At 60.2% G+C, this 15085-nt stretch carries 12 protein-coding genes; 4 read left to right on the top strand and 8 right to left on the bottom strand.

The features are described 5' to 3' along the window. Positions 1-1848 precede the first annotated feature (1848 nt). From IVB36_RS08150 to IVB36_RS08185, 8 genes are all read right to left on the bottom strand, one after another. Entirely contained in the window at positions 1849-2028 is a 180-nt protein-coding gene (locus IVB36_RS08150) for a hypothetical protein (RefSeq protein WP_143275436.1), read from the bottom strand. A 173-nt stretch (positions 2029-2201) separates the two neighbouring features. After that, entirely contained in the window at positions 2202-2357 is a 156-nt protein-coding gene (locus tag IVB36_RS08155; RefSeq protein WP_247369116.1) for a carbohydrate porin, read from the bottom strand. 420 nt (positions 2358-2777) lie between these two features. Beyond that, positions 2778-3491 carry a class II aldolase/adducin family protein gene (locus IVB36_RS08160; protein ID WP_026233824.1) on the bottom strand — a complete coding sequence of 238 codons (714 nt, stop codon included), beginning with the start codon at positions 3489-3491 and terminating at the stop codon, positions 2778-2780. Continuing rightward, positions 3488-4906 (bottom strand): FGGY-family carbohydrate kinase, encoded by a 1419-nt coding sequence (locus IVB36_RS08165; RefSeq protein WP_247391169.1) that lies wholly within the window; start codon positions 4904-4906, stop codon positions 3488-3490. Before IVB36_RS08165 ends, IVB36_RS08160 begins: the two co-directional genes overlap by 4 nt. Before the next feature lie 6 nt (positions 4907-4912). Further along, the gene (locus IVB36_RS08170; protein WP_018459498.1) at positions 4913-5920 is read right to left on the bottom strand and encodes an ABC transporter permease; all 1008 of its coding nucleotides are present in this window, start codon (positions 5918-5920) and stop codon (positions 4913-4915) included. Continuing rightward, on the bottom strand, positions 5917-6921 hold the full coding sequence (locus IVB36_RS08175) for an ABC transporter permease (protein ID WP_018459499.1): 1005 nt from the start codon (positions 6919-6921) through the stop codon (positions 5917-5919). The genes IVB36_RS08170 and IVB36_RS08175 overlap by 4 nt, the downstream gene beginning before the upstream one ends. Continuing rightward, complete coding sequence (locus tag IVB36_RS08180) at positions 6914-8398, bottom strand: sugar ABC transporter ATP-binding protein (protein WP_026233826.1); 1485 nt, start codon at positions 8396-8398, stop codon at positions 6914-6916. Before IVB36_RS08180 ends, IVB36_RS08175 begins: the two co-directional genes overlap by 8 nt. A 102-nt stretch (positions 8399-8500) precedes the next feature. Next, positions 8501-9502: an autoinducer 2 ABC transporter substrate-binding protein gene (locus tag IVB36_RS08185; RefSeq protein WP_007608730.1), complete on the bottom strand. Its 1002-nt coding sequence runs from the start codon at positions 9500-9502 to the stop codon at positions 8501-8503. Positions 9503-10190: 688 nt separating this feature from the next. Between IVB36_RS08185 and IVB36_RS08190 the strand changes: the two genes are divergently transcribed. The 4 genes from IVB36_RS08190 (at position 10191) to IVB36_RS08205 (ending at position 14990) form a co-directional block, all read left to right on the top strand. Further along, positions 10191-11321: a sugar ABC transporter substrate-binding protein gene (locus tag IVB36_RS08190; protein ID WP_018459502.1), complete on the top strand. Its 1131-nt coding sequence runs from the start codon at positions 10191-10193 to the stop codon at positions 11319-11321. Positions 11322-11387: 66 nt separating this feature from the next. Next, positions 11388-12929 carry a sugar ABC transporter ATP-binding protein gene (locus tag IVB36_RS08195; protein ID WP_018459503.1) on the top strand — a complete coding sequence of 514 codons (1542 nt, stop codon included), beginning with the start codon at positions 11388-11390 and terminating at the stop codon, positions 12927-12929. After that, positions 12922-14034 (top strand): ABC transporter permease, encoded by a 1113-nt coding sequence (locus IVB36_RS08200; protein ID WP_247391172.1) that lies wholly within the window; start codon positions 12922-12924, stop codon positions 14032-14034. Before IVB36_RS08195 ends, IVB36_RS08200 begins: the two co-directional genes overlap by 8 nt. Next, entirely contained in the window at positions 14031-14990 is a 960-nt protein-coding gene (locus IVB36_RS08205) for an ABC transporter permease (RefSeq protein WP_018459505.1), read from the top strand. Before IVB36_RS08200 ends, IVB36_RS08205 begins: the two co-directional genes overlap by 4 nt. The last annotated feature ends 95 nt before the right edge of the window (positions 14991-15085 follow it).

The raw sequence follows: 15085 nt of genomic DNA on the forward strand, positions 1-15085 counted from the left end.
CATCGACGGCCATCCCCATAGCCGCATCGAAGACCTCATGCCGTGGCGATTCCGCAAAACGTCAAGCCAGCCTCAATAGGGTTGCGGCTAAGCGCTTACGCTGCTTTTCCCGATAGTGTTTTTGCATAGGGGAGAACATTCATGCGAAGCTCTCGCGCAATCCTTTATGCCCAACGACTTAGCGAACTCACCTCTCAGCTCTCAGAATTGGAATATATTCGAGGTCTAGTCGAAGAAGCAGAGCGAAGCGCCCGCAGTGTGCCTCCATTACGCTTGACACATCCTGCTTCGCGCCGCCTTCGAACTCGTGAACCAGGCGCCCTGTCTGTCCGCTTCCGTCGCCGCGCGCCACCAAGCTGGAATGCAGGCGCTATCAGCCCCTGACAACGACAACCAAGTCAATCGGACTTTGCTGGAGCCATTCCCCGACGGATGGTGGGCTTCCTCCTAAAACCTCTCCAAGCGCTGACTTACCGCGCCTTGGACGAGAGCCAGGGAACCGCCAGCAATGTGAGGCGGCTCCGCACGTTGATACGCATCGCCGGCCGAGGGTCTAACCGTAGGCGCCGGTGGCTGAGAGACAATTCCGCGCTCCCGCCTGCATGTTAGGAGCGCAAAATGGCCGAAGAATTCAGCACCGAGACACGCCGCCGGCTCGAGCGAGCCAACGAAACCATCGCTCAAAGTCGTCACTTAGCCACGGAACATGGCGCACTCGTCCCTGAGTGCGAACTAAATCTCCGACATAGGCTGCTCAACATAGCCACCCTGCCTACTGATGACCTGGAGCGCCGGGTCCGCGCACCTGAGGGGAGTGGACTGCACCCCCTTGTGGCCCATCAAGTTGCGCCTCGTTCGGAGGAGGTCCGCTCATCGCGCCACAGCAGACTAGGTTGTTCAACTTGAGTTCTTCGCATTTTGACCCATTGCAAAAGCTTCGAGCGTTCGTCTTTACGAACACGTGCTGGGGACCTACTCCATGCCACAGCACGGGATAACCGTTGTGCTCGACATCGCCGGGAATGTCCTCCTTTTAGCCATGAATTGCTTCGGGGTGATTGCGGTGACCCACAGCAGTCGTCAAGCTAATGGCTAGTTTTCTTGATGCAAACTGGCTCACTGTTGGGGACGCTCTTGCAATCCCAATCTGGGCCGAAGCCAGATGCCTGATGAACGGACGGATATCGAACAAGAACGACAGCACAGACACATATCAGAACAACGGCAAAGAGGACGACGAAGACGTCACTGCGCGCGAGCTGCCACCTGAGCCATCTCATCGTTCGCTCCCGGGTTGACTACCATTCTCGCAATTAGCCTCGCCTCGCTAAAGATTCATTCGACCAATTCGGAGAAATTGAGCAATTGGCGCGAGGCCAGCTTTTGGCCCATCGCTTCCTTACGCGGTGTCGCTGCATGTCGGTTCACAAGGGCAGACCGGAAGTTTGCAGCCAGGGGCCAGCGTCGGCGGCTTGTGACCCGTTGCTAACGTGAGCTAGTGAGCCTTCATTGCGCGCAATAGAAAACGAAGGCCCGGGCGTTCGTCATGCTTAAGACAGCGGATCCGTTTGCGGGTCGGTTATCTCGGACTACGCAGCGTGGAGCGCTGCTCATTCCACGCCGCCAGCAGAGGTTTCAGCAGCTCGTCAAGCTGAAGCGTGCTGGGTTGGCGGCCGGACGGGACGGCATTGAAGGATCCATCGGGATTGGACTGCCGTGACGATGAAGATGCCCTGGCCAAAGCCAGGACCACCGCCAGCGAGATTGCGTCTGCCCCCCGCGTGCACGACCCGCGCCGCATCGCAATTGAGGACGAGGCCAGCCGGCAAGTTACCATCATTCCAGTGATCAATCACCACACCAACATAGGAGGATGACTCCGTGGCTGCCGACAAACCGGTCGGCGACAACGCGCAAAGGCGCGGTGAAGAAGCGGTCGCAGACCAAGACCAGGATGGGCGGCGCGACGACCTGGACCAAGCGTGACAGGTCGAGCAGCGAGTTCATGGCCTTGAAGTAGACCAGCAAGAAAACTAGCGCCAGAAAAAGTGATCTCGTTCAGGCTTACCGGAAAACGAGTCCGGCTGCGAGAAAAGCCTTCGGCGACATAGAATGGGCCCCTCCGCCCGACATGGACCCATTCCACAGGAAAAACACGGGGCGATCTTAGCGGCCAGGACATGCCCCGCGTAGTTTCCGGATTACGAACGCGCGTTGTAGTCAGTGGATGCCACGAAAGTTCGGTAATCGCTGTCGAGCTGCTGGGCGCGTTTCGAGATATGCGCATAACCAAACGCGATCCCAAGCTTGTCATCGGGACGTTTTGTCGCTGATGAACTCCAGGCCGGCGTCGGCATAAAGGTCGATCAGGTTGCGGTCGGCAGGGGCGCCGGAAACTCTGCCGAATATGTCGATGCGCGGTCGTCGCTGCCTCATATTTCTTGAGGACGGTGGAGTCGTGCGACTACAGTTCTCGCGAAAGCTGCTCAAAGCTGCTAACGTTTCTTCAAACGTAGACGCTGGTTTATGATTTACGGTAACCTCTTTCGCTCATCGCCATTGCTCTCTCCGGAGATCCAGGTGGCCTGCTGTGCTTTGAGTCCAAAGCCCGTTGCTCTTGCTTGCGTGTAGAATCGGTGGTGGGCGGCCTCACTCTTCCGCCACTCTCAGCTTGAAAGCACCCTAGCCAACGTCCGTTGACACCTTTGCGACTGTTGCAACATTCGCGTGGGCCGGTGCTGACCGAACTCGGTGGCAGCTGTCCGTGAAATCCACCATCAATGTGCTGTCCGTTTCGAGTCCAGTAAGGCGCGCGGAACATCGCCGACATCGTCAAGGTCAGGCGCCTGGCCGTATCCCATGCGTTTCATCTGCTCATGTACCTGCGCCATTTCAGCGTCGCTGAGGCGCGGCGGCTCGCCGATAGCCAACGCATGGACATACATCTTCGCCAGCGTCTCCACCTCCAAGGCGAGCCAAAGCGCCTTTTCAAAGGTCTGGGCCGTCACGATCAAGCCATGATGGCCAAGGAGGCAAGCGTCGCGATCTTCGAGGGCCTTGAGGGCGTAGTCCGATAGTGCCTGCGTGCCGAAACAAGCATATGGCGTACACCGGACATCGTTGCCACCCGCAACTGCGACCATATAGTGGAAGCAGGGAATATCACGTTCGTGAACGGCGAGAATCGTGCTGAAGGTGGAATGCGTATGCAGCACGACGTTGACGTCTTCGCGTGCTCGCAGAATATCGCGATGAAAGCGCCATTCGGATGAAGGCCGATGGTTGCCCTGGTAGTTCGCGGCAAAATCCATCGCGACAATGTCCTCTGGCTGCATCCGATCATAGGGCAGACTGGTAGGCGTGATTAGCATGCCGTTTGGAATCCGGTGCGAAAGATTGCCGGATGTGCCCTGATTGAGACCGTTTCGATTCATCTCCCTGCAGGTATCGACAATGCCTTGGCGGAGATCGGCATGATTACGGTCTGTCATGAAGCGGGCTCCGAGAAAGCGATCCAGGACTGGTAAGCGGTGGAAAGGTCGCGCGGTTCGAACCTATCGTTGCTGAGTGATGTGACGGCTTCAAGGATCACGCTTGAAACCGGCAGCGTACGCGAGAATCGCCGCCACAGCAGCGCAGCGCCAAGCGCCGTTCCGTCGGGAGATCGACTCACCCAGACACTCTGCGAGGATCGCAAAGTCGCAAGACAACGGGCGAAGGGCAGGTTTGCGGCAAAGCCACCATCGATGACTATGCGTTTTGAGCTCTCGAGCGCATCAAGGCAGCGGTTTGCGCTGAACGCTGCGAAGAGCACCGCCAATGCTTGCCATTCGGCAGGCGTTTCGGGGGGCGGCCCGATGACCCGTCCGCGGCGAGCAGCGCCCGGAAACAATCCATCATCGCCGACGAATGAGGGGAGCGCCAGGGTTCCTCTCGACAGCAGGGTGGGCAATGCGGCAAGGACGGCTGCATCAGAAGTAAAATGTTCCCCGCGGATGAGGTCGTATTCGCGGCCGGCCGCGATCAACGTCGAAGGTGCATTCTCCCCATCGACATCGATATTGAGAACCATCGCGCGCGCGCAATCGAGTTTGTCCAGGGGGAGGCCGCGCTGAAAGCCGATCATCCAAGTACCGGTCGATAGGATCGAGGCATCGGCCATGCCGGCGGCCTTGTAGCGAAACAGGTTGGCGTTGGAATCATGCACGCCGCAGAGGATCTCGGTCGATTGCGCCAGGCCAGTGCGCCTGGTTACAGATTCCGAAACCGTCCCTAGCACCTCACCGGCGGGTACGCATTCGGGCAACAGATGGCTCCAACCGCGCTTACGCATAAGAGAAGAAGGCTGACGGTGGATGAGGTCCCAGATATGGCTCTGAGCCGCGAGCTGCGAGATTTCGCTGGCCGCACGTCCACCAAGCCGCAGGGCGAAAAACTGCGCGGTGGTCAGATAGGCTTTTGCGCGAGCGAATTCGACGGGATACGCGCTTTCCTGCCAAAGCAGCTGTTTTCCGAGCCGCATCGCCCCTCCGATTCCGCAAAACACCTCATCGTAACCAGGCGCGATCCGGGCATATGCTTCATCGATTGCGGGCGGAGAGACGGCATCATAGTCCATCATCGGCAGCACTGGCGTATCACCGTCGACGAGAACCGCGCCGCATCCATGCGCAGCCACGATCACGGCGCCAATGGCATGGCGTTGAGACACGTCGGCAAGGGTATCGAGAAACCACTCTTCTAACCCGGCAAGGTCATAGGCGAGGTACGACCCCTGAGCCATAGGCACATTTGGAAGCCCATGTGTTTCGAGCGGCCAGCCGTCGTCGCTCGCCACGACCAGTTTGAGATTGGTCTTGCCGATGTCGAGAACTGCAATAGGGTTCGAGACGATCGAGCGCATCATCGCCGGCTACCGCGGCGCTTTGCCGGCGACATGAGGAACCGCCGCGACGGCAATCAAGATTCCACCCCAGATCGCTAGCGTGAGGAATTGGCTGAGGTTCAGAAGGTTGAATGCCGAGGAGATCACCTGAAGGATGATCAACGCAAGCAATAGCCCGCCGACTTTGCCGAAGCCGCCAAACGGATCGATGCCGCCGAGCACGGCCGCGAGAATGGTGACCAGCAGATAGCTCTCGCCGTATGCCGCGTTGGCCGAATTGAAACGTGCCAACATGACGACCGCCGCCACGCCCGCGAGCAAGCTGGAAAATACATAGAGTTTGAGGAGGACGGCGCGGGTATTGACGCCGGAGTAACGGGTCGCCTTCTCGTTCGAGCCGATCATGTAAACCTTTGCACCGAACGGCGTCGCGTTCAGCATGAGCGCGACGGGCAAGGCGCAGAACGCAAGTACGATCAGAGCAAAGGGTACCCCGAAAACCGTTCCGTTGCCGATAAACACAATCGGCTCCGGGAATCCGGAGATGACGTTACCGCGCGACAGGCCGATCGCGAGACCCTTGCAGAGCGTCATCGTGCCGAGCGTGGCCAGGATCGGCGAAACGCCGAGATAGGCGATGACAAAACCATTGAGGAGGCCGACCAATGCAGCCACTGCAAATCCTGCAGCGATCGCAAAGACCTGAATGCCGACCCAGGCAAGGCCCTGGCTCCCCGGGATGTAGCGCGTCAGCAGGAAGGCGATGGTCAGTCCGGACAGATTGGCGGTTGCGATGATGGAAAGGTTGAGTCCACCAGATAGCAGGGCCAGCATCATCGCCAGTGAGAGGATGCCAAGTTCGGGCATCTGGAAAGCCATGGATTGCAGCGTGTTGACCGAGAAGAACCGATCGCCGATCGTGATCGCGAACACGACCCAGAGTGCGAACAACAGCAGGATGAGGGTGGCGACTGTGCCGCTGCTGGCGAGACCGACCATGCGCCGGCGAAGCGAGAGGGCAGGGGCGTTGCTCATCGGGGCGCGCTCCGGGTTCGCCGCTCGCGCTGCGACCAGGCGGTCGCAGAGACCGAAATGAGAATAACCAAGCCGACGAAGAACGGCGACCAGTAGGACGAAACGCCCAGCAAAATGATTCCATTTTGGAGTACCGCGAGCAGTGTCAGGCCCAAAAACGTGCCGAAGACCGTGCCGACGCCGCCCATCAGGCTGGCGCCGCCGAGCACGACGGCAGCGACCACATCGAGTTCCTTGCCCACCAGCACCGTCGGGGCAACGGACTGCGCGAGTTGTGCCTGAATCAGGGAGGCGATTCCGGCCATGACACCCATGTAGCAATAGACCAGTATATTGAGGCCGAAAATGTGGAAGCCGAGCCGCTGTGCGGCGTCGGTATTGCCTCCCATGGCATAGATTTGCCGGCCGATATTGGTTCGGTTAAGCAGGAGCCAGGTGACGAGAAATGCCAGCACGAGCGCGAGGATCTGCAGATTGACACCGTACGAGCTATCCTTGCCCCATTCGAACTCGAACCAGAATATTCCGGTCGCAAACCAGTCGGGCAACGAATAGATGTATTTGCCGCCGGTGAAGAAGATCAGAAGCCCATAGAAGATGTTCAGCGTCGCGACCGAAACGATGATCGATGGTATTCGAAGTTTCTGGATGAAAATCGCGTTGAGGGCACCGAGCGCACCGCCAATTCCAATCGCGATGGCGAAGACGCCGATCCAGTTCGCCCCGTAAGCATTGGCAAGCGAAAGTGTGACATATTGCGCCACCGACGCGGTCGCGGTGAATGAGATGTCGATTCCGCCGGCGATCAGGACGACCAGCAGCCCGAGCGCTAGGATGCCGACAAATGCATAGGAGGTCAGCAGATCAAACAGATTCTGCATGGTCAGGAATTGGGCGTTCGCGAAGCCCAAGCTGGCGCAGAGCCCAAGGATCACTATCAGCAGCCAGAACTCATGGCTGCGACGAAACCTGCCGAATGATGCCATGTGCGATTCAGGCATTGACGGCCTGCCGAAGCGCATCTTCGGAAGTGGCTGCGGCAGGCACGTCGGTTGTCAAACGACCTTCCCGCATCACCAAGACGCGATGACTATGATAAAGGACCTCGGGGATTTCGTCCGATATCATCAAGACCGCGACGCCGTCGCGGGCCAACCGCCGGATGATTTCGTAAATGCCGTCCTTGGCGCTGATGTCGACGCCCACCGTGGGGCTATCGAGGATAAGCACCCGCGGATTGGTCGCCATCCATTTGGCGAGCACGACCCGCTGCTGGTTGCCCCCGGAGAGCGTCTTCACCGGGTTGGCGGGATTGGAGACCTTGATCCCGAGTTCAGCAACCCACCGAGCGACATGGGTCTGTCGCGCGCGTGCGGCAATCAGGCCGAACGCGCCAGCCAGACGATCCAGCACCGTAAGCGTGACGTTCGCCGTGACGGACTGATTCAGGATGAGACCAAGCGTAAGCCTATCTTCGGATACGTAGGCGATCCCTCGATCGATCGCCTCTGCATTTGTACGGAGGGCGATGGGCCGCCCGTCAAGTGCGATAGTGCCGCGATCGGGCGGCTTCATGCCGAACAGGGATAGCGCCAATTCGGTTCGCCCTGAGCCGAGCAGACCGGTGAGACCCACTACTTCGCCCGCGCGCAACTGCAAGCTTACATCCTCATACTCGCCCTCGCGGCCCAGGCCCTTAACTTCCAGCACAACCGGGCCAGCGGCAAGCTCAGGCGCCTGTATCTGATACTCGAAGGACTTGCCAGTCATCAGCTGGCTGAGTTTCCGCCCATCGATTGTGTCTGCGGCAAAAGTACCGACTTTGGCGCCATCCCGCAGCACCGTTACGCGCTGGGCGATTTCAAGCACCTCATCGAGACGGTGGCTGACGAAAACGACGCAGATGCCGGCACGCTTCAGCTCGCTTACGAGCGCGATCAGGGCGTTCACCTCGTGGCGGGTCAACGATGCCGTCGGCTCATCCATAATCAGGAGTTTGGCATCCGCAGCCAAGGCGCGGCAGATCGCGACCAGCTGGCGTCCGGCAATGCTGAGCTCTGACACTTTCGCGTCCGGGTCGAACGCAACGCCGATCTTTGCCATTGTGGCCTTCGCGGTGGCGCGCATTGAGGCCCAGTTCACCGAATGGAGGCCGCCAAGATGGTGCGCCATCGCGATATTCTCGGCGACGGTGAGGTTGGGGAATAGCGAAAGATCCTGGTAGATGACCTGAATGCCGCAATGCGTGGAGTAGACCGGGTTCAGTTTAGGATATTCCTTGCCGGAAATTGCGATACGGCCGCCAGGCTCCGCTGCCTCGACGCCCGAAATGATCTTGATCAGGGTGGACTTGCCGGAGCCGTTTTCACCGACCAGGCAATGCACCTCGCCGACTTCCAGAGTGAGATCGACGTCGCGGAGCGCGTGCACGCCGCCGAAGCGCTTCGATATGCCGGACATTTCCAGGAAAGTCACCAAAGGTTCGCCTGCAATGGAGTCGTGCGATCACTCGAGTGGTCCCGCATTCCCGACCGGAAGGGCCGGGAATGCAGCGCGACGAGGCGACTAAACCGGTCCGGCCTAGAGCCCTCCGGCGATCAGACCGTCGATGGTTTCCTTGTTGATGCGCATGATCTTGTCCACCTTGATCTGCTTTCCTGCAACGTCGACGGCTGCCTTGCCAAGGCCGGGTACATCGACGCCATCCGTGATCGGCTTGCCATCGAGCACGAGTTTGGCCACCGCGACCATCGCGTAACCCGCATCGGTGGGATTCCACAGAAAACCCTCGCGGATCGTATCATCCGCGATAAGCGACTTCGCCTGGCTTGGCAGCACGGTGCCGACAACGGCGATCTTCTTGCCAAGACGTTGCTGACGCACAGCATTTCCGGCCCCGATTGGTCCGTTCGAACCGAAGCCGAGAATACCACGCAGGTTGGGATAGGCCTTGATCACGTCAAGCGTCGTGCGCTGGCTGGTGTCGATCTCGTCGGCGCCAGGGAAGCGGTCGGCGACGAGCTTCATTTTTGGAAAATTTTTCTGCTGGTAGGCAATCGCGGCATCGGCCCATTTGTTGTGAAGTGGCGTCGTAAGAGTCCCGACATAAACCACATAATCACCTTCGCCGCCCATGTCCTTGGCGAGACGTTCCATCTGCACCTCGCCGAACCGAACGGAGTCGATCAATTCCACATTCCAGTCACGGCCTTCCTGTTCCGGACCCTCATGCGTGATGACCTTGATTCCGGCGGCCTGGGCGCGCTTCAGTACGGGCTCGCAGACTTTTACATCAAGCGGCACCAAGCCGATCACGTTGACCTTCTTGGCAATCAGATCCTCAAGCAGCTTTACTTGCTGTGCCGGATCGACGTTCGCCGGGCCAACCATAGTGGCATTAATGCTGAAATCCTTCGCACCCTTCTGGATTCCCTTTTCAAGTGCGTTGAACCACGGAATTCCCGCGATCTTCACGACCGTGACCATTTCCTTTTGGGCTTGCGCAAAGGCAAAGCCCGGAAAACCGGCACCGGCCAACGCGGCCGTACCACCGATCAGCTTGAGCGTCTGGCGTCTGTCCATTGTTCCCTCCCAGGAAACGATCTTGGATTCCGCACCCTTGACCTGACAGTCGCTGGGTGGGGCAGTCGAGCCTGTTCTTGCTTGGGGGCAGAAAGTGTTGCCTGTCCAACCGCAGGACCTTGAAGGACATTAGAGACCGGCGCTTCAGAACGTGTCAAGCAAGTGACATGTTCGCCAGCCACCGTCGCGGTGCGATACCTGATCTCGCCGTCGAGCTGCTGAGTGAGGAGCTGCGAGCGATCGGCGTTGCTACAGCCATTATCTTAGCGGAGGAGCGCCAGGCCGCCGGACGAAAGCAAGTAGTCCCAGCCTCTGGTTTTCAAAACCCGGCTTCCGCAAGCGGGCTTCGTTCGGCTTCGCGTAGCGATTCACACTTTTCCCTGAGTGTCATTTTTTTCGTCACGCGCGTGGATGCCACCATGAAAGCCCGGCCATCGCCAGCTTCGCCGTTGCACAATCCCTTGCCGCCCACGAACACCCGACTGTCATTGTTACGTTTTCTGCTTCCACAATTGCCGTCGGTTTGGCCGTGCGTTCAGATCGTGTCTCGCGCCGGAGCGTCCGCCCTCGGCTTGTCAGCATCGCAAGCTGCGTGCCATCCTAGCCCGACACGCGCATGGGAAAGTCAATTCCCGGCATGGCTACGCGCCGCGTTAGGGTGGAACACAAACGCTCAGGGAGACACGACATGGTGTGGACGCTTCGTCTGGCGGGGCTGGCTTGCGCCGGCTTGCTGTTGTCATCGGTGAGTGCTCTGGCAGGTCCAAAGGTCGTCTCCGGTCCCGGCGCCGACCCCGCCTGCTTCAAGCCGTGGTCGTCCGAGACCAAATTCTTTCAGTGGCCCAAGAAGGCGGGCCCCTACAGAATCGCGCTGGTCAACGGTTTTGTCGGCAACACCTGGCGCATCCAGATGGTGAAGACTGCCAAGGCTTTCGCCGATCAGCCGGGTATCAAGGAGAACATCAAGGAGTTCAAGGTTGTTTCCACCGGGACCGATGTCGCGGCGCAACTTGGCGCGATGGAGGATTTCATCAACCAAGGCTTCGACGCAATCGTTACCATTGCGGTAGCTCCCGACGGTTTTGATCGCATCATCCGTCTTGCCGACAAGAACAACGTCGTGGTGGTGCCGTTCGACAACGTCCTCGACACCGACAAGGTGATGATGGTCAACGAGGACCAGAAGGAAATGGGCCGCATGTCGGCCAAATGGCTGATCGACGAGAGCGGCAAGAAATCCGGCGACATCCTCGAAGTCCGTGGCCTCCCGGGAAACTCCGTTGACCGCGACCGTCATCTCGGTTTCCGCGAGGTAATAGAATCGCCCGGCAACAGCTTCAAAATCACCGAGGTGGTTGGTAATTGGGACACCGGCACCTCGCAGAAGGTGACTGCAGATGCGTTAGCTGTGCATGGTCATTTCGACGGAGTATTCACCCAAGGCGGATCCGACGGCACCGTGCAGGCACTGATGGCTGCCAAGCATCCCTTTGTGCCGATGTCGGGCGAGGGCGAAAACGAGTACCGCAAACAGATTGCCGATCACGCCAAGGACGGACTAAAGGGAATGTCCTACGGCCAGTCGCCGGCGCTGGTGGCGATCGCGACCAAGGCGGCGATCTCGGCGCTGCAGGGCAACATTATGCCGCAGCTGATCTCGATCCCGATTCCAGTGGCGACCTACAAGGATCTCAAGCCGGGCACGAATTACTGGCCCGAGCTCAATGCCAACTTCTTTGCGCCGAACCAGTTCACACCGTGCGGCGTGAACTTCACTGCACCGGAGATCATGTCGCAGAGCGAGAAGAACACCCAGTGACGGCTCCAGCGATGTCTCTGTCACGGCCCGGCATTCGCCGGGCCGTCGTTGCGTGAAGGCCCGGCCATGCCGGCTGCCGATCCGACGCAATCCGCCTTCCTGGAGCTTGCCGGCATCTCCAAGCGCTATGCCGGCGTTCGCGCGCTTGAAGGCGTCGACTTCGCCTGCGAACGTGGCAAGATTCATGCCGTGCTGGGCGAGAACGGCGCCGGCAAGTCGACCCTGATCAAGATCATTGCCGGTGTGGTGCAGCCCGACAGCGGTCGCATGCGCCTCGCGGGGAGCGAGGTCAGCTTCGCCACGCCGTCGGCGGCGAATGCGGCCGGTGTCGTCTGCATCTTTCAGGAACTATCGCTGATGCCCGACCTCTCGGTCGCGGACAACATCTCCATTGCATCCCCGCCGCGGCGGTTCGGCCTGATCGATGCGAAGGCGCAGCGCCGCCGCGCCGAAGAGCTTTTGTCCGAGATCGGCTGTGAGGACGTCAACCCCCTGAGGCGCGTGCGCGATCTGCCCCTATCGAGGCGCCAGGTGGTCGAGATCGCGAAGGCGCTCGGCAAGCGGCCGCAGTTGCTGATCCTCGACGAGGCGACATCGGCACTGACGAGCGCCGATGTGGAGAAGGTTTATGCGATGCTGGCGCGGCTCAAGGCCGAGGGCGTCGCAATCCTGTACATCTCGCACCGCATGCACGAGGTCGAGGCGCTCGCCGACCGGGCCTCGGTGTTTCGCAACGGCCGCCATATCGAGACCTTCGACAAGGGGAGGCGTTCGACCGCCGATATCATCCAGCTCATGATTGGGCGTGACATCGCGGCCCAGTATCCGCCCAAGCCGGCGCGAAATGCCGCGAAGCCGGTGCTGGCGCTCGAGAACCTGTGCTGGGAGAGGCAGCTCGATCGCATTTCACTGAGCATCGGCGCCGGCGAGATCGTCGGGCTCGGCGGTCTCGACGGGCAGGGCCAGAAATCCCTGTTGCTTGCGCTGTTCGGTGTTTTGCGCGGTGTCACTGGTCGCCTCACGGTGGCAGATCGCGAGGTACGTCCCGGCTCCCCGGCGGCGGCAAAATCGGTCGGCATCGCACTCGTGCCTGAGGACCGCAAGACCGAAGGACTGATGCTGCCGATGTCGATCGCAGACAATCTTGCGATCGCATCGCTCGACGCGCTTTCGACTGGCCCATTCATCGATACCGGGAAGGAACGCACCGCGATCCAGCGAGCCATCGCGAGGCTGCAGATCAAGTTGGACGCCGCGAGTGATGCGGTCTCGACGCTGTCGGGCGGAAACCAGCAGAAGGTCGTGCTCGCCAAATGGCTGATGACCGATCCGCGCATCATCCTGCTCAACGATCCCACGCGCGGAATCGACGTAGGCACCAAGCAGGAGCTCTACCGGCTGATGCGCGAACTCGCCGACCAGGGCGCCGCAATCCTGTTCTACTCAACCGACTATGACGAGCTGATCGGCTGCTGCGACCGCGTCGTCATCATGTATGACGGCCGCATCGTGCGCGAGCTCGAGGGCGACGACCTCACCGAGACCAACATTGTCGCAAGCTCCCTGAATGTCGACACCGATACCGCAGCGAGGGCGGCGCATGCTTGACGATCTCGCGATCAGGATCCGCCAGAACATTGGTCTGGTCACCGCCATCCTGTTGTTCTGTGCTCTCTACATTTTCTACAACGCCGCGCATCCCCGCGGCTTCTCCTCCGCCGTGCTGGTGCAGAATGGCGACGAAATCGTTGCGCTCGCCATGCTGGCGATGGCGCAGACAGTGCCGGTCTTAATGTCGGGCCTTGATCTCTCCGTCGGAGCGGTCATGACCATGGTCGGCTGCTTTGCAAGCTACCTCCTGACCGGCGCGGCAGGTGGTGCGCCGCTGCATCTCGACCTGTTCGGCGTGCATCTCGGCCTCGGCACCTTTCCGGGCGGCGTGAGCGGCATTCTGCTCGGGATCGCCGTGTGCCTTGTGATCGGCGCGGCTGCCGGCTTTATCAATGGTTGCGTCGTCGTCTATGGGCGCATCCAGCCGATCATCGCGACGCTTGCGACCGGCGCGGTCTACATCGGCATCGCGCTTTTCCTGCGTCCGACCCCGGGCGGCAAGATCGATGTTGATCTGAACTGGGCGCTGACTAACTCGCTCGGCGATTTCGCCTCGACCGTGCACATCTTCGACGATGGCGCGGCTGCCTGGTTTGCGCCGTTCGCCTGGATCCCGGTCCCCTTCGTGCTTCTCGTTCTCATTCCGCTGCTGGTATGGGTGCCGTTCCGCCGCTCCGTTCTCGGCCGCGCCGTCTATGCGATCGGCTCCGCCGAGGGCGCAGCTTATATGTCCGGCCTTCCGATCGAGCGCGCCAAGATCGCCGCCTTCACGCTCGCGGGCTTCTTCGCCGGCTGCGGCGGTCTCTTCCTTGCTATCCAGACTTCGTCTGGGAATGCGGACATTCCGCAGGCCGGCGCCTATACGCTCAACTCGATCGCCTCCGTGGTGATCGGCGGCACTTCGCTGCTTGGCGGAACCGGCAGTGCGATCGGGTCGATCTTCGGCGCTATGGTCTTGCGCGTGATTTCCTTCTTCTTCCGCATCTTCGACATTGCCCCTCTTCTGCAGCCGCTGTTCGAGGGCGTGATCCTGCTCGCTGCCGTCAGCATCGGCGCGTTGGGTATGCTGCGCGTCAAGAACACGTTGGAGCTGTTTCGATGACGGCGGCCTCATTCAGCCTCTCGCGCGACGATCGCCCGATCCTGATTGCGGCGGTGTTCATCGTCGTCATTCTCGTCGCGGGTACGGTTTACACATTCGCCCGTTTCGGCAGCGCTCCCCTGTTGTCTCCGGCCTATCTTCTGCAGCAATTGCAGATCGGTGCGTTCCTCGGGATCGTCTCGGCCGGCATGATGATCGTGATCCTGATAGCGCAGATTGATCTGTCGGTGCCCTGGACGCTCGCGGCCGCGGCCATGATGGCGACCTCGGTCGGCGGTCCTCTCGCAATTCCGGTCGGGCTCGGGGTCGGCGTTCTGGTCGGGCTCGTCAACGGCGTCGGGGTCGCGTATCTGCGGGTCCCCTCGATGATCTTTACGCTGGGCGTGAATGCCGTGATGCGCGGCCTGATGGTCGCGCATACTGGCGGCTACGCACCTCAGACCGGGGCGACCGACCTGATGCGGATGCTGGCGGGCGATCGTACGCTCGGCATTCCCAACGCGCTGTTCGTCTGGGCCGGGGTGTCCGTGCTGGTGGTCGTGATCCTGCAGCGCATGTCGCTCGGCCGCTACATCTACGCCATCGGCAACAAGGAGGCGGCGGCCTATCTCGCCGGCGTCAACACGCGCCGCGTCACGGTGGTCTGCTTCGTCCTCTGCGGCCTTGCTGCCGCGCTCGCGGGCGTGCTGCTCGCCGGCTATTCCACCAAGGCCTACCAAGGCATGGGAGACGCCTATCTGCTGCCCTCGATCGCCGCCGTCGTGATTGGAGGCACCAACATCCTCGGCGGCCGCGGCCGCTATCTCGGCACGCTGATCGGCGTCGTCCTGATCGTGCTCCTGAACAGTGTATTGTCGATCATGGAGATGCCGGAGGCGGGCCGCCAAGTGATCTATGGTCTCGTTATCATCTTCATGCTGCTCGTCTACGGGCGGGGCGAACGCGTCACGAGCTAGATGGCCAGCCTAAGGTGGCCCGCCTTCTTTACAAATTGGAAATCATCGTAAATCAAAATTTTAGCGAAACGAACTGCCTTGCTCGACACAGTATC

The sequence above is a fragment of the Bradyrhizobium sp. 35 genome (assembly GCF_023073215.1).
In the GTDB taxonomy this organism is placed as follows: Bacteria; Pseudomonadota; Alphaproteobacteria; order Rhizobiales; family Xanthobacteraceae; genus Bradyrhizobium; species Bradyrhizobium canariense_D.